This is a genomic window from Duganella sp. CY15W (assembly GCF_009857555.1).
Lineage (GTDB): Bacteria > Pseudomonadota > Gammaproteobacteria > Burkholderiales > Burkholderiaceae_D > Rugamonas > Rugamonas sacchari.
Window position 1 is genome coordinate 1,821,496 of the sequence record NZ_WWCQ01000001.1, and the last position, 18,688, is coordinate 1,840,183.

Here is an 18,688-nt window from a genome sequence, read left to right on the forward strand (position 1 = left end):
GATCAAGGAGATGGTATGGCAATCGGTGATGCAGGCTTAAACGCCTCGTGGCAGCGGCAGGTGGAGGCCATGGTGCGGCAGGCCATCGCGCTGGAAACCAAGCTGGATGAGCGAACACTCAGCAACGATACGTCGTTTGAGGAATATGGCATTGAGTCGGTGATGGTGGTCGCCATCACGCGCCGCCTTGAGGAAACCTTCGGCGAGCTGGCCAAGACGCTGTTCTTTGAATTCCAGAGCATAGGTGAACTGGCTGCGTATCTGGCGGAAGAATATCCGCAAGCCGCCACCGCTACGCCTGCGGCAGCTCCCGCACCGGCAGCGACCACACCGGCGGTGGCGCCAGTCGCCGTGAGCGTGGCCGAACCAGTGGTCCATGCCGCACCGGCATATATCCCACCCGTGATGCCCGCACCGGCGCCGCAAGCCGCCGCCAGCTCCATTCATCGCAGCGACGACATCGCCATCATCGGCATGAGTGGCCGTTTCCCCATGGCTGACACCATGGAGCAATTCTGGGAAAACCTGACCAATGGCCGCAACTGCATCTCCGAAGTGCCACCGGAGTTGTGGGACTGGCGCGAGATCTGGACCACCGAAAAAGGCGTGGAAGGCAAGTCCTACACGCGCTGGGGCGGTTTCATGAACGACATCGACAAGTTCGATCCGCTGTTCTTCAACATCTCCAACCTGGAGGCCAACTCGCTTGATCCGCAAGAACGTCTGTTCCTGCAAACGGTCTACCACACCATCGAAGATGCCGGCTACGCCCGCGAACATCTGTCCGGCCGCAAAATCGGCGTGTACGCAGGCGCCATGTGGGGCCAGTACCAGCTATACGGCGTGGAGACCGCGAACGCCGGCTCCTCGTACAGCTCCATCGCCAATCGCGTTTCCTACTACTTCAACTTCACCGGCCCAAGCATCGGCCTCGATACCATGTGCTCGTCGTCGCTGACCACCGTGCACCTGGCCTGCGAAAGCCTGAAACGTGGTGAAACCGAGCTGGCCATCGCCGGTGGCGTCAACATCACCACCCACCCGAACAAATATCTGTTCCTCAGTAAAACCGGCTTTGCCTCGACCGAAGGCCTGTGCCGCAGCTATGGCGATGGTGGCGATGGCTATGTGCCGGGCGACGGCGTCGGCGCGCTGCTGCTCAAACCATTGGCCGCCGCCGAACGCGATGGCGACCGCATTTACGGTGTGATCCGCGGCAGCGCGATCAATCACGGCGGCAAGGCCAACGCCTACACCGTACCGAATCCGAAACTGCAAGCGACGCTGATCCGCGATGCACTGCAAGCTGCGAACGTCGACCCGCGCACCATCAGCTATATCGAAGGCCACGGCACGGGCACCGCGCTTGGCGACCCGATCGAGGTACGCGCGCTGACGCAAGCCTTCACCGACCACACCAGCGATACCGGCTATTGCGCCCTGGGTTCGGTCAAATCGAACATCGGCCACCTGGAATCGGCCGCCGGCTTTGCCGGCATCGCCAAGGTGCTGCTGCAAATGCGTCACCGCCAGTTGGTGCCGTCAATCCATGCCGAAACGCTGAACCCGAATATCGATTTCAGCAAAACGCCGTTTGTGGTGCAGCGCACGCTGTCGCCATGGAATCCGCCGGTCATGCGCGAAAATGGCCGCGACATCCGCGTACCGCGTCGCGCCGGCATCAGCTCTTTCGGTGCGGGCGGCGCCAATGCACACGTTATCATCGAAGAGTACACCGGCAGCACCGCCACCGCAGTGCGCCAGCCGGAGGCGCGCCAGCTGTTCGTTTTCTCCGCCAAGAACCATGAACAACTGCACGCAGTGGTTCGCCAGTTCCTCGCTTCGCTGACGCCATCGGCCACGCTGGAAGCCAGCGCCGCGCAGGATGCGGGCGAAGTCCTGGGCAGCATCGCCAACGTGCTCGGTATTTCCGCCCAACTGCTGGACGCGGCCGACCGCTGGTCCGACCTGGCGCTGGTTGACAGCGTGGCCGAAGCACTGGCCCGCCAGCTGAATCAGGGTTACGGCTGTGCGTTGAATGCCACGCAGGTGCGCGAAGCCGCCAGTTTCGGCCAATTGAGTACGCAAGTCTTCGGCGGTGCATCGCTGTCCGCCACCGGCAACGATGCCGAACGCTTCGAACGCATCGCCTACACGCTGCAGGTTGGCCGCGAAGCGTTGCCGCGCCGCCTGGCGCTGGAAGCGGAGAACTTCGCAGAACTGCGCGACAAGCTGGAACGCTTCCTTGGCGGCGACGATGGCATCGATGCTTGCTGGACCAGCCCACGCTCGCAACGCGACCGCGTGCAGGCTGATGGCGAACACGATGCTGAGTTCCTGCGCTCCATGGTGGAAGGCCGCCGCTGGAACAAACTGGGACGCCTGTGGTGCCAGGGCGCCAATGTGCCATGGATGGAAGGCTATCGCGGCCTGGGCATCCGCCGCATCGACCTGCCACTGTATCCGTTTGCCAGGGAACGCTGCTGGGTGCAGACCGCCGCGCAGCCTGTCGCTCCGGCCATGGCCGCTGCGCCTGCAGGTCTGGCCGCTTACCTGAACCCGCAGCGCAGCATCGGCGGCAGCCTGCATTTCGATCTGCCCGCAGCCACCGGCGGCGCCATGACCATATTGGGACAGGCCGCCGACTACTTCCAGGGTGTACACAGCCTGGCCGCAGTGCGCTGGCGCCATGGCGCTGCCGATGATGCGGCAGCCGCGCGCAGCCTTGATATCGGTGCCGGTTCGCCATGGCCGCTGGTGCGCCTGACGGATACCGAGCAGGCACTGGCCGGCAGCGCCGAATTGCGTCCGGCCGACGGTGGCAATCAGCCAGTATCGGCGCCGACCGATGTCGCCGGCTGGCACTCGCGTTGCGACCGTTCCTTGACGCCGATGAACTGGCCAGCCGGGCAGGCGGGCAATTGCGCGCTGACCGAAGTTGGCAGCGGCGACGGCTTCGCACTGGCGCACTACCGTTTGAGCGGCGCGGGCGCCAAGCCGTGGGCAAGCGCCGCCGCGCTGTTGGATGCTGCAATCGCCGTGGCCGGCGCCGCTGGCATGGTGCAGGACTACGTCGCTGGCGTTGAGTGCCGCGCCGATCGTCTGGCGCTGATCGGCGAACCAGGTGCAGAAGGTTATCTGTTTATCCGTGCCGGCCAGGCCGGCAGCCTGTCGGTTGATGTGCTGGACCGCGAAGGCCGCATCACTGTCAGCGCCCAGGGTGCTGGCATCGATCAAAGCGATCCGCTGTTTGAACGCATGTTCTATCAGCCGCGATGGATAGACGCCAGCGCGACTGAACTGGCGCCGGCCGCACCAGTTACCACCGGCGCCACGCTGCTGGTTTATCCTGCGGCTGCCGCGTTTGTGGCCAGCGCGCTCAAAGAACGCATCAAAGGCCAGGTGCATGAAATTGTCCTGGCGACGAAAACCGAAGTACTGTCCGAGCGTGCCTGGAGCGTGTCGCCAGACGACGAAATGGCGATCCCCGCCTGCATGCAGCACGTGGGACAAGTGGGCACCGTCTACTTCCTCGGCGGCCTGAATATCGACCAGTGGCATCCGCGTACATCCAAGGAATTCCGCGCGCTGCAAAACGGCAGCGTCAACGTGTTGCTGCGCGTGGTGCAGGCGATTGAATCCGCCAATACGGCCCGTCAGCGCTGGGCATTGCGTGCGGTGACCAACGCGATATTCAACGCAGTAGACGGCGACATCATCCAGCCGTTCACCGCTGGCGTAGCGGGCCTGGCCAAGGCATTGCCGAACGAGCTGCCGCATGTCTCCAGCCAGCTGTTCGATCTGGCGCTGCCGGAAGGCAGCCAGGAACTCTCGCCGGCGCTGCTGGCGGACCTGGACCGCGTCGTCACCGGCGTCGCCGATGGCGTCCAGCTGGCCCTTCGCGCTGGCCGTGCACTGCGCCGCACCTTGCTGCCGGCCGTATTGCCGCCCGCAGCTGCGCCACAGCTGAAAAACGATGGCGTCTACCTGATCGTCGGTGGCGCCGGTAATGTGGGCGTGCGTATCAGCCAGTATCTGGCCAGCCACTGCGATGCCAATATCGCCTGGATTGGCCGCCGTGCTGCCGATGATGAGATTGCAGCCAAGCTGGCTGCCATCGATAGCAGCGGCGCACGCGTGCGCTACTACGCCGCAGATGTCAGCGACGACAAGAAGCTGGCCAAGGCCATCACACAGGTGGAAAGCGAATTGGGCGCGCTGCGTGGCGTATTCCATTCCGCGATGACGTTCGCGGGTGGCCGCCTGGCGACGCTGACTGAAGAGGACTTCAACAACGCCTTGCAAGCCAAGACAGCGGGTTCGCACGCCCTGTACCGCGCATTGCGCGGCAAGGTTGTGGACTTCCTGATGTTCTTCTCATCGGGCGAATCGTTTGTCGGCAACAAGGGCTGGGGCGCCTACACGGTCGCCTGCAACTTCCAGGACGCCTTTGCGCTGCATCTGCGCCAGGAAACCGAGTGGCCGGTGCATGTGATTAACTGGGGCTTCTGGGAAGGGAATGACCGTGGTGATCCCGAACTGCTGCGCGCCAAAGGCATCTTCCCGCTGAACGCGGAGCAGGGTGGTGAGGCGATCATGCGTCTGGTCGCTTCGGGCCAGGGCCAGGTCATGGCGCTGAATGTGAGCGACGCGGTACTGCAACGCATGGGCGTGCAGCTGCCGGAGCGCCAGGAGAAAACTGATATGACGGCGTTTGCCGTTACCGCCGTCTCCGCCGCCACGCCGGCAGCAGCGCCAACGCCGGTGCGCCAGGCTGCCGAGCAGGCCAGCCAGGTCATCGGCCAGATCGCCCAGCAAAGCAAGGTTGGCCATGTCCAGGCGGCGCTGACCGAGGAAGCGGTGGCCCATAGCGTGCGCGCCATTGTCGCTGACACGCTGATGATCGAGCGCGAAAAAATCGACCTGGACGCCGACCTGGCGGACTTCGGCGTGGACTCGCTGATCGTCGTGAACCTGCACCGGGCGCTGGAAGAACTGGCCGGTACGTTGCCCGCTACGCTGTTCCTGAACTACCAGTCGGTACGCGAGGTGGCGCAATTCCTGATCGCCAACCACGTCGAACAGGCAGGGCGTCTGCTAGGCGGTGGCGTGGCTGCAGGTGAGGGGGCGGAAGCCACGGCGGCAAGCGCACCGGCCAATACATCGATCGACGCCACGGCTGCAATCACCACGAAGCCAGCAGCTTCCACCACAGACTACGCCGGCGCCAAGCTGCTGCGCCGCATACCCGGCAACGAGATCGAGCAGTTCCTGTTTGGGTACGGCGACCAATACCGCGATGGCCAGCTTGCCGTCACGGGCGAGGCGCCAGGCAGCGCCCAGAACGCGTCGCCGGACGATCTGCAGCACTGGCTGATTGACGTGCCATCCTGCCCGCAGGTCGAAGTGTTCGTCACTGGCCAGGGCACGCCGCTGCTGTTCATGCCGGCCGTCGCGCTGACGGTGCCGGTATGGCTGCAACAGATCCTCTCGCTGCGCTCGCAGTACCGCCTGATCGTGATTCACGCGCCGGGCTATGGCTTGAGCAAAGGCATCCGCGCCGCCAACACGGCCGGCGTCTCGCAGGTATTCTCCGAGGTGTTGAGCGTGGTGCAGCCCGACCAGCCGGTACATCTGGTGTCGTCCTGCTTCGGTTCCATTGCGGCGTCCCACCTGGCGCGCTTCCATGCCGATCAAGTGGCTTCGCTGACCATGGTGGGCGGCTTCTATGACGGCGCCGACTTGCCGCCAGTGGCGGGCGCCGACCTGTCCATCGACGAAATCATGCAGATGATTCAGGTGGTTTCCGGTTCGCTCAAGCAGGACTTCGACACCGTCGCCGCACAGTGGGACGAAAACGATGCCCGCCGCCAGGTCACGGAACGCATGGGCGGTCTGCTGATCGGCAGCCAGTGCGCGAATCCGCTGGTGGCCATGCGCTACCTGAACGAGATGATGACGCTGTCCACGCTGGACTGGGTGGGTGAACTGCGCCAGCCGGTGCAATTCCTGTATGGCGACCTCGATACCGTGATCCGCCCGGTGCACTCGCAGACCATGCATGCTCACCTGGCGGGTTCGGACCTGGTTGAAATCAGTGGCTCCGGCCACTACCCGTTCCTGACCCACAGCGCTGAATTCGACCGCCTGCTGACCGCATTCCTGCACCGCATCGGCGCTGGCGCGGCAGCCATTTCCGATACGCCGACTGTTGAAGGAGGCACCCATGCGTAATCATTCAAATCCTTTTACTTCGCTGGACTATCAGCTGGAAATGCGGCTGGACCATGCCCACGGCGCGCTGACCGGCCAGGCCTATCTGGACAGCCTGGACGATAACCGTGAAGTCTGGCTGGACGGCCAGCGTGTCCGCGTGACTGAGCACCCAGCCTACGCCGGTCTGCGTAACGAGATGGCGCGCCTGTACGACCTGCAGCACAGCGACGCGCTGCGCGAGCAGATGACGGTCGCCGTGGCGGATGCCAGCTACCGCATCAGCCACTCGTACACGCTGCCGCAGGACGACGCCCAGCTGGACGCCAAATGGTCCAACTCCCACCTGTGGATGCAGAACAGCTGGGGCCAACTGCCGCGCGTTCCGGACTTCATGGCCAATGTGGTGGTTGGCCTGCACGACTATCAGGCCGAACTGGCGAAAGTCGATCCGCAGTTTGGCGTCAACGCGGCGCACTACCATGCGTACTGTGCCCGGCATGACCTGAGCATCACGCATGCCATCGGCGATCCGCAGATCGACCGTTCGTCCGGTCCGGCTGAAAGTGCCGACCTTGCACTGCGCGTCATCAAGGAGACACCCGAAGGTGTGGTGATCCGCGGCGCCAAGCAGCTGGCTACCATGTCGCCGTTTGCGCACGAGGTGCTGATTTATATGTCACCCACCTTCGCCATGCGCGAGCGTCCCGAATTCGTCATCTGGTGCGCCTTGCCGATGCAGGCGCCAGGCCTGCGCATCATGTGCCGCGAGGCGCTGGCGCGGCCGGAAAACAGCTTCTCCCATCCGTTCGCCAGCCGCTACGACGAGCAGGACGCCATGCTGTTCTTCGACGACGTGTTCGTGCCGCGCAACCGCATCTTCCTGCTGCGCGACAGCAAAACCGCATTCGAGGGCTTCCGCCGCCTCAACGCCTGGTCGCTGTACGTGGGCCAGATCCGCTTCTACCACCGCATGCGGACCACGCTGGCGGTAGCGGCCATGGTCAGCGATTCGATAGGCGTCAGCAGCTTCCGCGAAGTGCAGGGTAAGCTGGGTGAGCTGACCACCTATGTCGAAATGGCCCGCCTGGCGCTGCTCGGCATGCAGCAGGAGCGCAGCCGCACCGCAGGCGGCCTGCTGGCGCCGGGTTCGACGCTGGGGCCGGACACCTTTGCGGCACAATTCGGCACCCGCGCCAGCGAGATCCTGCGTGAACTGGGCGCCTCCGGCCTGCTGATGCAACCGAGTGAAGCGGACCTGGCGACACCCGAACTGCGCCCGCTGCTGGAGCGCTACATGCGCGGCAAGGACATTGATGTTGACCGCAAATCGCGCCTGTTCCGCATGGCGTGGGACCTGACCTGCGACAGCTACGGCATGCGCCAGGAACTCTATGAGCGCTGGAACCGCGGCGACCTGGCGCGCAACCGCATCGCGTTGTTCAACCAGTTCGACCGCAGCGAGATCGGCCAGCGCATCCTTGACGAGATTTCGGTGCCAGCACCATTACCGGCCGGCCGCGAGCTGCACGCCGCGCCGATCCAGCTGGACCGGCCGCTGCGTGCCGCCGCCAACGACATCGCGCCAGCGCTCACACCACATATGAATCCCCCATTATCACCAGCCATTGAAGGAAACCAGCATGAGCAATAAGCCGCAATCCTCCCAGCAGCAGATGCCGCCCGTGTGGGCCATCGTCATCCCGGTGTTTATCGAACTGCTGCTGACATTCTCGATCTTCTTCTCCGACTCCTACTTCCTGAGCCGCCTGTCGGACCAGGCGGCAGCCAGCGTCGGCACCGTGATTCCGATCTTCATGGTCTTCGTGCTGGTGTTCATGATGATGGCGCAGGGCGCCAGCAACGTCGCCGGCCAGTTCATCGGCGCCGGCAAGCCGGAGGAAGTCTCGCGCGTCTACTGCGCGGCCATCGTCATCAACCTGCTGCTGGGCGCCGTGACGGCATTGGTGGTGGGTCAGACCGCACCGCAAATCGCCGCCGGCCTGGGTCTGGAAGGCGCGGAACTGCTGGATGCGGCCAACTTCCTGCACTACATCGCACCGGCCATGCTGCTCATCAGCGTCAAATACGGCCTGGCGTGCGTGTTTGTCTCGCAGGGCAAAACCATCTGGAATATGTTCGGCGGCCTGCTGGCCATCGTGGCCAATATCGGCCTGAATCTGCTGTTCCAGCAGCGCGGCATGGGCATCTACGGCGTGGCGCTGGCCACCATCCTGGCACAGGCGCTGGTGATCGTATTCTATCTGGCGGTCATCGTCAGCAGCGGCCTGGCGCGCTATCGCTGGTCCGCCTTCTTGAGCGCACCGGCCGTGCCGCTGCGCACCGTGCTGCGTATCGGTGTGCCGTCCGTGGTGCAGCCGGTGTCGTCGGAACTGGCCATGCTGGTGATTGCCGCCGCTGCCGTGCGTCTGGGCACGGAGGCGATGGCGGCACGCGTGTACGTGATGAACCTGGCCACGCTGGCCATCTGCTGGGCGGCGGCGGTCTCGATCGGCAACCAGGTACTGGTGGCGATACTGGCTGGCGCAGGCCAGCCGCAGGCGGCCGACGCCACGCTGCGCAAAAACCTGCGCATTGCCATCGCGGGCAGCCTGATTATCGCGGCCGCGCTGCGCGCTTTCGGTCCACAGCTGATCGGCGTTTTCACGACAGATCCCAAAGTCATCGAGATCAGTCTGGGCCTGTTGACCATTGGCCTGGTGCTGGAAGCGGCGCGCTCGTTCGGCACCCTGACCAGCTTCGCATTGAAGGCGGCCGGCGACGCCAACTTCCCGGCGCTGGTGGGCGTGGGCACCACCTGGCTAGTGGCCGTGCCGCTGGCGCTGTACCTGTGCCTGGCCACGTCGGCCGGCATGGCTGGCTTGTGGATAGGCCTGGCGGTGGATGAAGGCCTGCGCGGCACGATCAACTACCTGCGCTGGAATTCCGGCATCTGGCAGGGGCGCTCGGTAACTGCGTGATCGTCCAGCCTCAAAATGCCTTAATATTCACATTGTTTTTTATATAAGGAGTAAAAATGACTATGCATTACGACCTGGTGACGATGGAGCCTGTGACCATCGCCGGCATTACCCTGCGCACCGATAACAGCGAAGCGGGCATGCAAAAGATCCAGCAGCACTGGGGCCAGTTCTTCCAGCAGGGCGTCACCGCCAAGGTGGCGCGCGCTGTCGATCCGGCGATCTACGAAGCGTATTTCGACTACGAGAGCGATGCCAACGGCGCGTACACGCTGATGCTGGGTAACCGCGTGCCATCGGGCGACGACGTGCCGGCCGGCCTGCACCAGGTAACGCTGCCAGCCGCCACCTACGCCAAGTTCACGATCGACGATCCGCGCGCGATCCGCCAGGCCTGGGAACATATCTGGAGCCGCGCAGACCTGCACCGCACCTACAGCGGCGATTTCGAAGTGATCGGCGAGAAAAGCGCCGACATCTACGTGGCGGTACAACAGTGAACCAGCCGCGCCCGCAACGACAGCCGGCCAGGAAAACCGGCATGCTGAAAGTCCATCCGGACCGCCCCGCGCTTGCCGAAGACATGGCGCCGGATGCGCTGGACCGCTATTACTGGTACATGGCGGAACTGGTGGCGTACTGCCGCGAGGCGGGCCTGCCGTCCAGTGGACAAAAGCATGAGGTGGTCGAGCGGGTGCGCGCGCATCTGGCGGGGCGGCCGCAACCGGCCAGCAAGCCCCGTGCTGCACGCCAGGTCAAGGTGCCGGCGCGCAGCCTGCCGCCAGGCGGGCCACGCAAGCTGGCGCTCGACCAGCCTATCGGCCCGGATTACAAGTGCGATGCCGAGACGCGGGCGTTCTTCGAGTCCGAGATCGGTCCGCACTTTCATTTCACCGCGCACTTGCAACGCTACCGCCGCAATCACGTGGGCGCACCACTGACTTACGGCGACCTGGCGCGCGAATGGGTGGCGGAATTCGAACGCCGCAAGGACAAGAACTACAAGTCGACCTTGATGCACACGTGGGAGTACAACAACTTCGTGCGCGCCTACCTGGCCGACAAGCCGCGTAATGCGGGCAAGACCATGAAGGATGCGGCGGCGGCGTGGAATGCCGTGCGCCAGTCCTGTGGTCCGCGCGACTACGCCAGCAGCATCGCCCGCGCTTCACCGGAAGTGGAAAGCTGACCCCTGGCGCCGCTGAGGCGGCGCCACACCTGAACTGATTTTTTTAACGGTGCGGCCGCGCCGGGGGAGCACTCATCCCTGCATCTGCCGCCAACAAGGAAAACGCCACGATGCACAGCATGCCGCACGCGCCAGCCCGACGACCGCCAGCAGGTGAACTGCACGCCTGGATGGTGCAGCTTGACGACTGCCTGGCGACCGACGACGACTGCCTGGAAGTGCTCGACCAGTCCGAGCGTGCCCGCGCCGGCCGCTTTGCCTTTGCGCCGCTGCGCCGCCGTTATCTGGCGGCGCATGCCGCTTTGCGCGGAATCCTGGGCCACACGCTGGGCCTGGCGCCGGAGCAGGTGGCCTTGAGCAGTGACGCCAACGGCAAGCCGCGCCTGGCCGATGGCATGCCGCCGCTGTCGTTCAATCTCTCGCATTCGCATGGCATGGCGGTGGTGGCGCTGGCCCCGCAAGGTGAAATCGGCATCGACATCGAATGCTGCGCGCCGGTGCCCTTGCTGCTGCCGCTGGTGCGGCGCCACTTCAGCGTGCAGGAAAAGCACGCCTTCTGGACGCTGGATGAAAACCAGCGGCTGGCCGGATTCTACCGCTGGTGGACCGGCAAGGAAGCCTGCCTGAAGGCGCTCGGTGTTGGCCTGAGCAGCCCGCTCGATGGCTTCAGCATTGAATTCCGGCCCGGCTACGCGCTGCGCATGCTGGAAGCGCCGGCGCCTATGGCGTCGATGCAGCTGCTGCCGCTGCACTTGCAACAATCTGGCTGGTGCGGCGCGGTCGCACTGGCGGACACACAACCACCGGTGCTGCGCATGCGGCACTGGTCCTGGCATGGATGGAGGATGTGACATGTTTGAACTGCAAACCCCGGCCGCCGAATCGCCCATACGGACGGTCCGCCCAAGGTCGCCCTGGATCGGTGCACAAACCCACGCGCCGCAGGCACGCCTGCGCCTGATCGCGTTTCATCACGCAGGCGGCAATGCCGGATTTTTTGTGCCGTGGGTGCGCTACTTCCAGGCCATGGACTGGATCGAATTTGTCGCAGTCCAGCTGCCGGGACGCGGACGCCGCCTCGGCGAAGCGCCATACGACAGCCTCGAGCCGCTGATGGCGGCGGTGCAGCAGGGCCTGGAGCCGCTGCTGGACCGGCCGTATGTGCTGTTCGGTTTCAGCATGGGCGCGATCCTGGCGTTTGAGCTGGCGCTGCGCCAGCAGCAGACGCAGCACCGCCGTCCTGCCGCCCTGATCCTGGCTGGACGCGGTGCACCGCGCACCCAGCCACCGGCGGTGCAGCGCGGCGCCTTTTCGCGCGAAAAAATCCTGCGCGAGCTGCAGCGGCTGGGCGGCACCGACCCCGCATTACTGGCCGACGGGCCGTTCATGGAAGTATTCATGCGTACCTTCCAGGCAGATTTCATGGTGGCCGACGGCCACCACTGCCCACAAGCGCAGACGCTGCAATGCCCGCTGCATGTCTGGGGCGGCGCTGATGATCCCGAGGTGCCGATCGAACGGATCTACCGCTGGGACGCTTTCTCTGGGCAGGGATTCGCGGGACGGCTGTTCCCCGGCGATCACTTCTTCCTCAAAAGCGCCCACGCGGCAGCCATGGACAACCTAATGGAAATTCTTGAAAAAGCAAGGAGAGTGCAATGATGACATTGATGTTCCCCGGCCAGGGGGCGCAGCACAAGGGCATGGGCAGCGCGGTATTCAGCCAGTTTCCCGAGCAGATGCGCCAGGCGCAGGAGATCCTCGGCTATGACCTGGCGGCGGTCTGCGCGGAAGGTGGTCCGAAGCTGAACGACACGGCCTACACCCAGCCCGCGCTGTACACGGTATCGGCCCTGATGCATATGGACCTGGTGCGCCGCAGCGGCATCCGGGCCGACTACGTCATCGGCCACAGCCTCGGTGAATACAACGCCATGCTGGCTGCGGGCGTGATCGACTTCGCCACCGGCCTGGCGCTGGTGCAGAAGCGCGGCGAGTTGATGGCGCGCCAGAACGGCAAGGGCGGCATGTTCGCCGTGCTGGACCCGGACCGCGCCGTGCTCGATGCCGTGGCGGCGGAGCTGGGCGGCGACTTCTCGATCGCCAATGACAATGCGCCGAACCAGGTGGTGTGCGCGGGCGGGACGGCCGCACTGGAAACGGCCAGCCGCCAGATCACGGCCCGCCAGGGCGGCAAAGTAGTGCCGCTCAAGGTCAGCGGCGCCTTCCACACCCAGCACATGGCGGCGGCAGCCGACGAGTTCCGCGCCTTCTGCGCCAAGCAAAGCTATCGCAAGCCCGCCATGCCGGTGATGTCCAACCAGTCGGCCCAGCCGCACGATGGCGCCGACTGGCCGGCACGCCTGTCGGCCCACCTGACGCACCCGGTGCGCTGGCGTCAAAGCCTGGCCTACCTGGCCGCCCAGGGACCGATGCTGTTCCAGGAAGTCGGTCCCGGCGCCGTGCTGACCGGGCTGGCCAAGGCTAATCTGCAGTCCTGATTATTCTTGATTATTCCTGACTATTCCAAGATCCCGACAAGGAGAACAACACCATGTATCAACGCATCACCGAAGAGCATGTGGAACGTCTGCGCAGCCATCCGTTTGTGCAGCGCTGCCGGGACGGCAGCATCACCGACCGTGAACTGAATATCTTCCTGACCCAGCACGCCAAATACAGCGCCTACTTCACGCGCTACCTGTGCGCGCTGATCGCCAATCTGCACGATGCGGGCGATGTCATGCGGCTGGCGGAAAACCTGGCCGAAGAACTGGGCTTCGGCGAAGAGGGCGGCGAGCCGCATGCGCGCATCTTTGCCCGCATGATCGAACAGTTTGGCATCGACCTGCAACAGGCGCCGGTGTTTGACAGCACCCAAAAGCTGATCAGCACCACCTTCCACTACTGCAAACAGCCCGACCCGGCGTATGGCCTGGGCGCGTTGTGCCTGGGCGCGGAAGCCATCGTGCCGGCGCTGTACAGCGACATCATCTCCGGTTTCGAAGCCAATGGCATCGCACCGGAGCGCCTGCATTTTTTCCGCATCCACGTGGAATGCGACGACGACCACGCCGACACCATGCGCGAGATTCTGCAACGTCTGCAGCAGGACAATCCACAGGGCGAGGAACGCATGCTGGAAGGCGCGCAGGCCATGATCGCGGCGCGCCTGGCGTTCTTTGACGGCGTCATGGAAGGAGCGCGCCAATGACCCAGCATTCTTCCCGCGATTTCGGCCGGGTGCCACCGCAGCTGCAGGCCGAGGTGCCGGAGCGCCTGGTGCATGTGGACGTCATGGGCCGCCACGGCGGCGATGACGCAGACTTCTCGCGTGACCGCCAGCACGCGGTGCACATCGTCGACCTGCCATCGAAAGTCATCAGCATGACCGTCGGCGGCCTGACGCCGGGCCAGCAGACGCGCCGCCACCGCCACAACTACGAAACCCTGATCTACGTGCTGGAAGGCCAGGGCATGTCGGTCATCGGCGACCGCGAGGTGCGCTGGCAGCGTGGCGATGCGTTCTATGTGCCGGTGTGGGCCTGGCATCAGCACATCAATCTGAGCGAAAGCGAAAGCGCCAGCTACCTGGCTTGCGAAAACGCGCCGCATTTGCAAAACCTGGGCATCGCACTGCGCGAAGAAGCCTGAACATCATGGGAAAGAACGACATGTTAGAGTTAGCCGAAAAAATCGACAGCGCCGCCCCCGTCTACACCGAGGCAGCAGTGCAGCCAGCCGTCGCCGACAGCACGCCGGTGCTGGGCGCGGGCGAAACGCAATGGTGGTTCGATGCACGCCAGGCCGGCAAGACCATCCTGCCAGCGTTGGAAGCCAGCAACTGCACCCACATCGTGCTGGATCACGGCCAGCACCGCAGCTTCGCCACCCGCAAGCAGAAGGTGGTCGCGGTCGATACCCCGTCGCAGCTCAAGGACCTGGAAGCGGGCGCCTGGGTGCTGACGCGCGATGACGCCGTGCGCCGCAAGGCGGTGGCGGCGGGCCACAAGGCCGGCCTGTTCATCAACGTGGTGGACCTGCAGGCGGAATTCCCTTATTGCATATCGGTCTGCGAGCGTGGGGACGACTTCGTGGTCATCGATATCGCCCACGCCACCTACATCCCGTACGAACTGCTGCTGGCCAAAACCGAAGGCAAATCGACCATGATCTTCCGTAACGTGCCGATCAAGGGTCTGGACGGCGTGGTCGATGATGTCAACCAGTCGCTCAACGCGTTTGCCACCATGGAGCACGGCATCGGCGTGGTGATGCGTACCGAGCAGCCGGAAGTCATCGCCAGCCTGACCCAGGGCCTGGCGCGGCGCCAGGACAGCGCGCTGAAACTCGTGAAAGCGCGTGTCGAACAAGTACAGCACACGGGCCTGGGCCACCGCGTCTGCGTCGATACCACCTCGCTCATGAGCGCGGAAGAGGGCATGATTGTCGGTTCAACCGGCTGGGGTGGATTGTTCGTGTGTTCGGAAACCCACTACCTGCCGCATATGAACCTGCGCGAATTCCGCGTCAACGCCGGCGGTGTGCACTCCTACATCTGGGGACCGGACGACAATGTGATGTATCTGAGCGAGATGCAGGCCGGCGCCGAGGTGCTGTGCGTGGACCTGCATGGCAATTCGCGCGTCATCACGGTAGGCCGCGCCAAGATCGAGCGCCGTCCGCTGCTGAAGATACGCTGCAGCGTGGCGCTCGATGAGGTGTCGCCGGAACTGCGCGCGGCAGTGGCAAACGCCAACGCGGCGGCGCGTGATGTCACGCCCGACCACGAAACCACGCCGCTCGAAGATCCGAACCGCATCTACCTCAACACCTTCCTGCAAAACGACTGGCATGTGCGGCTGATGGGCGGTGACGGCAAGATCCGCCACGCCACGCTGGTGCAGCCGGGCGACACGCTGCTAGCGCACGTGGCGCTGCCGGGCCGTCATACGGGCCTGAAAGTGGCGGAGCACATCATCGAGAAATAAAACGGGCAACGCGGACAAGGGCGCTTGTCCGCACATTTTCATCGTAACGCGCTGCGTTTTTCCCTCCTGTGTTTTGGCAGCGCGTTACGTTTTTTGACGCCTCAGGGCCGTCAACTCTTCCAGCAGCAAGGCGTTTTCCCGCCGCAGCAACTCCACCGTTTTATGTGCCTTATCCAGCTCGGCGATGAGCCGGCGTGGCGATCCATCGTCCGGAATTTCCTGTGACGCGTTACGGGAAATGACGATGGCCGTCTTTTCTTCGCGCTTGCGGTCGCGGTAAGCTTTTTGTCGTTCGGCACTGCTCATGGCATTGCCGGTGGTGGGGCGTCCGCGGCCGCGCTTGGCGCCGGGCATCGCGAGTTCCAGAGTTTTGTTGTCGGCCGCTTGCTTCATGAGTCCCTTGACTGGTGTGTTCAATTACAGTGACGCGTTACGTTAATACTATCGTACTTATGGAAAGAAGGAAACATCTATATCATTAGTACAAATTTGCATAACGCTAGGAGCCCATGTGGTGTCACAAGTGAAGGATTCCGTTCTGGAGGCAATTGGAAGCACGCCTGTCGTTAGATTGTCCCGGGTTTTTCGTCATGCCCACGTGGTCGCCAAGCTGGAGTACATGAATCCGGGCGGCAGTATCAAGGACCGCATGGTGCGGCACATGCTGCAACGCATGCCGCAGGGTACGGAGCGCGTGGTGGAAGGATCGTCCGGCAACACGGGCGCCGCCCTGGCCATGGCCAGCGCCGTGCTTGGCCTGGATTGTGAAGTGACCATTCCCGACACCACCAGCGCGGAAAAGGTCAAGCGCATAGAAGCGTATGGCGCGCGTGTCCATCGCTGTGCCACCAGCGCGCCGGCCGAGGATTATGCCAGCGCCGCCAAGCGCATCGCACAGGAGCAGGAGGCGCATTACCTCGACCAGTACTGCTCCCGCCTCAACAGCGAAGCCCACTACACCGATACCGGACCCGAGCTGTGGCAGCAGCTGGCCGGAGAAATCGATGTGTTCGTGTGTGGCATCGGTTCGGGCGGCACCATCTCCGGGATCGGCCGCTACCTCAAGGAACGCGATCCCCGCATCAAGGTCATCGGCGTCGAACCGCTGCACTCGGCCTATCGCAAACAGGTCACGGACCGGCCGGCGAACGGCACCTTCCAGACGGTGATTGAAGGCCTGGGCAAATCCCGTCCCTCCGTCAGTTTTGATCCGGCCGTGGTCGATGACGTGGTCCAGGTGCCGGACCAGCAAGCGCTGCTCTGGCTTGAGCGCCTGGCACAGGAAGAGGGCATCCTGGCCGGCGGCTCCAGCGCTTGCGTGGCGGCCGGTATCGCGCAACTGCTGCCGCATTATCCGCAGCAGCGGATTGCCACCGTGTTCCCCGACTCGGGCATGTTCTACCTGTCGAAGTACTTCTAGCCAGGCTACAGCCCGTGTTCCAGCACAATGGTAGCGCCTTCGGTGCCGACGGCGGCATGGGGGCCGCCATCGAGGCCGAAGTACACCACACTTAACTGCTTGAGATGGCCCACCGCCGGGTCGCCGCCCATCGAATCATTGGAGATGTCGATGTGGCGGTTATTTCCCTCCACCTTGTCCTGAATCTGTTTGGTGACGTCGGCGTAGTGCCCCGGTATGCCATAACTGGCTGTGACGATTCTGAGTGTCATTGTCATTTCCTTCCATAGTCGCGCACTTGAAAACCTGGCATTGCCGCGACAGTGCAGCGTCAGGCGTACCGGCGACTGCCGGTGCAAACCAGATTAGCGTCGGCGCCGCCGCCGTTGCTGACCAATCCTGACGCGCCGCGCGGGCGCCGTCAGCTTGTGTCAGCGAGTGGCGCAAACGCCGCCGCAGAATCCAATGGAGCCGGCGCATGCTGCGCCGGACGCCATTTGACCTGGGAGGTGGACCATGAAATTCCTGTTCTGCGTGTTGCTGGGCGTACTGGCGCTGGGCAGCGCCCATGCCACGGACGAAGCGGTCTGTCCGGCGCGTGGGGGCAGCCAGCAGTCGGCCCCGATTGACGCCGCGATTGCCCGGCTGGACAACGCGCGGGTTGCCTTGCCGTCGCCCAGCCTGGCCAGCGGCGCCTTGAGCTATCTGACGATTTATCCCAACTTTGCCGAGCGGCTGGACCGCATCTGTGTGCTGGGCTACTTTGAATTGCGGCGCGGCGCGCAGGTGCTGTCGCTGCCGTTCACGGTCGACAGCGTGGAGGTGGTCAAACTGCCCAGCCAGAGCACGCCGGAGCAGACGCAGGCCAATACCCGCATCTTCTTCCGCGTGCCGTCGATTGCCGATTTCGACAACCAGACCGAAGCGCAACGGTTCTGGCGCTTCTGGGACCGCGACCAGACCCTGCACCTCAAGATTGCCGCGTTTGCCTACGCCGACGAGGTGCGCGGCGAGCCATACTTCGGCCGCGACCTGCCGTTGACCGTGTCTGGCAAAGGCGGCAGCGTGGTGGCGGCGCTGCTGTTTGCCGTGTTCTTTTACCTGCTGGCCGCGGCCGCCATTCCCACCGGCGCGCGCAGCATCGACGCCGATGGCAAGCCCGGACGCCGCTGGCGTGGCGGCGCGGGCCGGCTGCTGCCGTGGAATATCACCGGCGCCAACGGCCAGGCCAGCCTGTCGCAATTGCAGATGCTGATGTTTACGCTGATCGTCGCCACCCTGCTGTTTTACCAGTGGCTGCGCACGGGACTGCTGCAAGAGCTGTCAACCGATCTGCTGTATCTGATCGGCATATCCACGGCGGGTACGGCGGCCAGCCAGGTCGCCACCAACATCCGCAAGGATCTCGACCCGCTCATCTACCAGTATGTGCAGCAGCTGGGCTGGTTCACCGCGCCCATTGCCGAGATCCAGGGCAAAGGGCGGCCCAGCGGGCTGCTGCTCACCAACAAGCGCTTCGACATCTACAAATTTCAGATGCTGGTGTTCACCTTTGTGATTGCCGCCTACGTGATCGCCAGCGGCGCCAATGAACTGGGCAATATCCAGATTTCCGCCACGCTGCTGACGCTGATGGGCATGAGCCAGGGTGCGTATGTGGGCGGCCGGGCCGCGGCCGACCAGCTCTCGCCGCTGCAGGACCAGTTGCGCGGCATGCAGAACCTGCAGCAGCGCTACCGCGACAATGCCGACCCAAATGTGGCGCTGGAATTGCGCCGCCAGTTCCAGCTGGCGGCGGCGCAGGCGGGCGCCACGTTTGGCGTGATCTACAACCGGGTGCTGCCATCGCATATGCTGGACATGCCGGTGGATGCGCTGGCCGCACTGGCACCGTCGGCCCCACCGGCCACCTGAC

Annotated in this window: 15 protein-coding genes; 13 read left to right on the top strand and 2 right to left on the bottom strand. The window is 64.1% G+C overall.

Features of this window, described 5'->3' with window-relative positions; all coding sequences use genetic code 11:
* The first annotated feature begins 15 nt into the window (after positions 1-15).
* The 11 genes from GTP58_RS08015 to GTP58_RS08065 all read left to right on the top strand — a co-directional run bounded on the left by GTP58_RS08015 (position 16) and on the right by GTP58_RS08065 (position 15,374).
* Positions 16-6,234, top strand: coding sequence for an alpha/beta fold hydrolase (locus GTP58_RS08015; protein WP_161076953.1), 6,219 nt, complete (start codon positions 16-18; stop codon positions 6,232-6,234).
* Positions 6,227-7,867 (top strand): 4-hydroxyphenylacetate 3-hydroxylase family protein, encoded by a 1,641-nt coding sequence (locus GTP58_RS08020; protein ID WP_202413518.1) that lies wholly within the window; start codon positions 6,227-6,229, stop codon positions 7,865-7,867. The genes GTP58_RS08015 and GTP58_RS08020 overlap by 8 nt, the downstream gene beginning before the upstream one ends.
* Positions 7,857-9,194, top strand: coding sequence for an MATE family efflux transporter (locus GTP58_RS08025; protein WP_161076954.1), 1,338 nt, complete (start codon positions 7,857-7,859; stop codon positions 9,192-9,194). Before GTP58_RS08020 ends, GTP58_RS08025 begins: the two co-directional genes overlap by 11 nt.
* A gap of 56 nt (positions 9,195-9,250) precedes the next feature.
* Entirely contained in the window at positions 9,251-9,694 is a 444-nt protein-coding gene (locus GTP58_RS08030; protein WP_161076955.1) for a GyrI-like domain-containing protein, read from the top strand.
* A gap of 41 nt (positions 9,695-9,735) precedes the next feature.
* A complete protein-coding gene (locus GTP58_RS08035) occupies positions 9,736-10,383 on the top strand; it encodes a DUF6434 domain-containing protein (RefSeq protein WP_161076956.1) in 648 nt (215 codons plus the stop codon).
* Between the two features lie 110 nt (positions 10,384-10,493).
* A complete protein-coding gene (locus GTP58_RS08040) occupies positions 10,494-11,234 on the top strand; it encodes a 4'-phosphopantetheinyl transferase superfamily protein (RefSeq protein ID WP_161076957.1) in 741 nt (246 codons plus the stop codon).
* 1 nt (position 11,235) lies between these two features.
* Positions 11,236-12,045, top strand: a complete 810-nt coding sequence (locus GTP58_RS08045; protein ID WP_161076958.1) for a thioesterase II family protein — start codon at positions 11,236-11,238, stop codon at positions 12,043-12,045.
* Positions 12,042-12,884: an ACP S-malonyltransferase gene (fabD, locus tag GTP58_RS08050; protein ID WP_161076959.1), complete on the top strand. Its 843-nt coding sequence runs from the start codon at positions 12,042-12,044 to the stop codon at positions 12,882-12,884. Before GTP58_RS08045 ends, fabD begins: the two co-directional genes overlap by 4 nt.
* Before the next feature lie 53 nt (positions 12,885-12,937).
* Entirely contained in the window at positions 12,938-13,597 is a 660-nt protein-coding gene (locus tag GTP58_RS08055; protein ID WP_161076960.1) for a TenA family transcriptional regulator, read from the top strand.
* Positions 13,594-14,037 carry a cupin domain-containing protein gene (locus tag GTP58_RS08060; RefSeq protein WP_161076961.1) on the top strand — a complete coding sequence of 148 codons (444 nt, stop codon included), beginning with the start codon at positions 13,594-13,596 and terminating at the stop codon, positions 14,035-14,037. The genes GTP58_RS08055 and GTP58_RS08060 overlap by 4 nt, the downstream gene beginning before the upstream one ends.
* A 20-nt stretch (positions 14,038-14,057) precedes the next feature.
* On the top strand, positions 14,058-15,374 hold the full coding sequence (locus GTP58_RS08065; protein ID WP_161076962.1) for a 3-dehydroquinate synthase II: 1,317 nt from the start codon (positions 14,058-14,060) through the stop codon (positions 15,372-15,374).
* Positions 15,375-15,458: 84 nt separating this feature from the next.
* On the opposite strand, the gene GTP58_RS08070 is transcribed toward GTP58_RS08065, so the two are convergent.
* Complete coding sequence (locus GTP58_RS08070; protein WP_072782024.1) at positions 15,459-15,767, bottom strand: hypothetical protein; 309 nt, start codon at positions 15,765-15,767, stop codon at positions 15,459-15,461.
* Positions 15,768-15,945: 178 nt separating this feature from the next.
* On the opposite strand from GTP58_RS08070, the gene GTP58_RS08075 reads away from it, so the two are divergent.
* Entirely contained in the window at positions 15,946-16,794 is an 849-nt protein-coding gene (locus GTP58_RS08075) for a cysteine synthase family protein (RefSeq protein WP_229215461.1), read from the top strand.
* A gap of 5 nt (positions 16,795-16,799) precedes the next feature.
* Here the strand turns inward: GTP58_RS08075 and GTP58_RS08080 are convergent, their stop codons facing one another.
* The gene (locus GTP58_RS08080; RefSeq protein ID WP_161076963.1) at positions 16,800-17,045 is read right to left on the bottom strand and encodes a hypothetical protein; all 246 of its coding nucleotides are present in this window, start codon (positions 17,043-17,045) and stop codon (positions 16,800-16,802) included.
* 244 nt (positions 17,046-17,289) lie between these two features.
* On the opposite strand from GTP58_RS08080, the gene GTP58_RS08085 reads away from it, so the two are divergent.
* Positions 17,290-18,687 (top strand): hypothetical protein, encoded by a 1,398-nt coding sequence (locus GTP58_RS08085; protein ID WP_161076964.1) that lies wholly within the window; start codon positions 17,290-17,292, stop codon positions 18,685-18,687.
* Position 18,688 lies beyond the last annotated feature (1 nt).

What these genes read in the sequence shown, in the direction of transcription:
- GTP58_RS08015 (WP_161076953.1), top strand. Translation starts at nt 16, where the DNA reads ATGGCAATCGGTGATGCAGGCTTAAACGCCTCGTGGCAGCGGCAGGTG.
- GTP58_RS08020 (WP_202413518.1), top strand. Translation starts at nt 6,227, where the DNA reads ATGCGTAATCATTCAAATCCTTTTACTTCGCTGGACTATCAGCTGGAA.
- GTP58_RS08025 (WP_161076954.1), top strand. Translation starts at nt 7,857, where the DNA reads ATGAGCAATAAGCCGCAATCCTCCCAGCAGCAGATGCCGCCCGTGTGG.
- GTP58_RS08030 (WP_161076955.1), top strand. Translation starts at nt 9,251, where the DNA reads ATGACTATGCATTACGACCTGGTGACGATGGAGCCTGTGACCATCGCC.
- GTP58_RS08035 (WP_161076956.1), top strand. Translation starts at nt 9,736, where the DNA reads ATGCTGAAAGTCCATCCGGACCGCCCCGCGCTTGCCGAAGACATGGCG.
- GTP58_RS08040 (WP_161076957.1), top strand. Translation starts at nt 10,494, where the DNA reads ATGCACAGCATGCCGCACGCGCCAGCCCGACGACCGCCAGCAGGTGAA.
- GTP58_RS08045 (WP_161076958.1), top strand. Translation starts at nt 11,236, where the DNA reads ATGTTTGAACTGCAAACCCCGGCCGCCGAATCGCCCATACGGACGGTC.
- fabD (WP_161076959.1), top strand. Translation starts at nt 12,042, where the DNA reads ATGATGACATTGATGTTCCCCGGCCAGGGGGCGCAGCACAAGGGCATG.
- GTP58_RS08055 (WP_161076960.1), top strand. Translation starts at nt 12,938, where the DNA reads ATGTATCAACGCATCACCGAAGAGCATGTGGAACGTCTGCGCAGCCAT.
- GTP58_RS08060 (WP_161076961.1), top strand. Translation starts at nt 13,594, where the DNA reads ATGACCCAGCATTCTTCCCGCGATTTCGGCCGGGTGCCACCGCAGCTG.
- GTP58_RS08065 (WP_161076962.1), top strand. Translation starts at nt 14,058, where the DNA reads ATGTTAGAGTTAGCCGAAAAAATCGACAGCGCCGCCCCCGTCTACACC.
- GTP58_RS08070 (WP_072782024.1), bottom strand. Translation starts at nt 15,767, where the DNA reads ATGAAGCAAGCGGCCGACAACAAAACTCTGGAACTCGCGATGCCCGGC.
- GTP58_RS08080 (WP_161076963.1), bottom strand. Translation starts at nt 17,045, where the DNA reads ATGACACTCAGAATCGTCACAGCCAGTTATGGCATACCGGGGCACTAC.
- GTP58_RS08085 (WP_161076964.1), top strand. Translation starts at nt 17,290, where the DNA reads ATGAAATTCCTGTTCTGCGTGTTGCTGGGCGTACTGGCGCTGGGCAGC.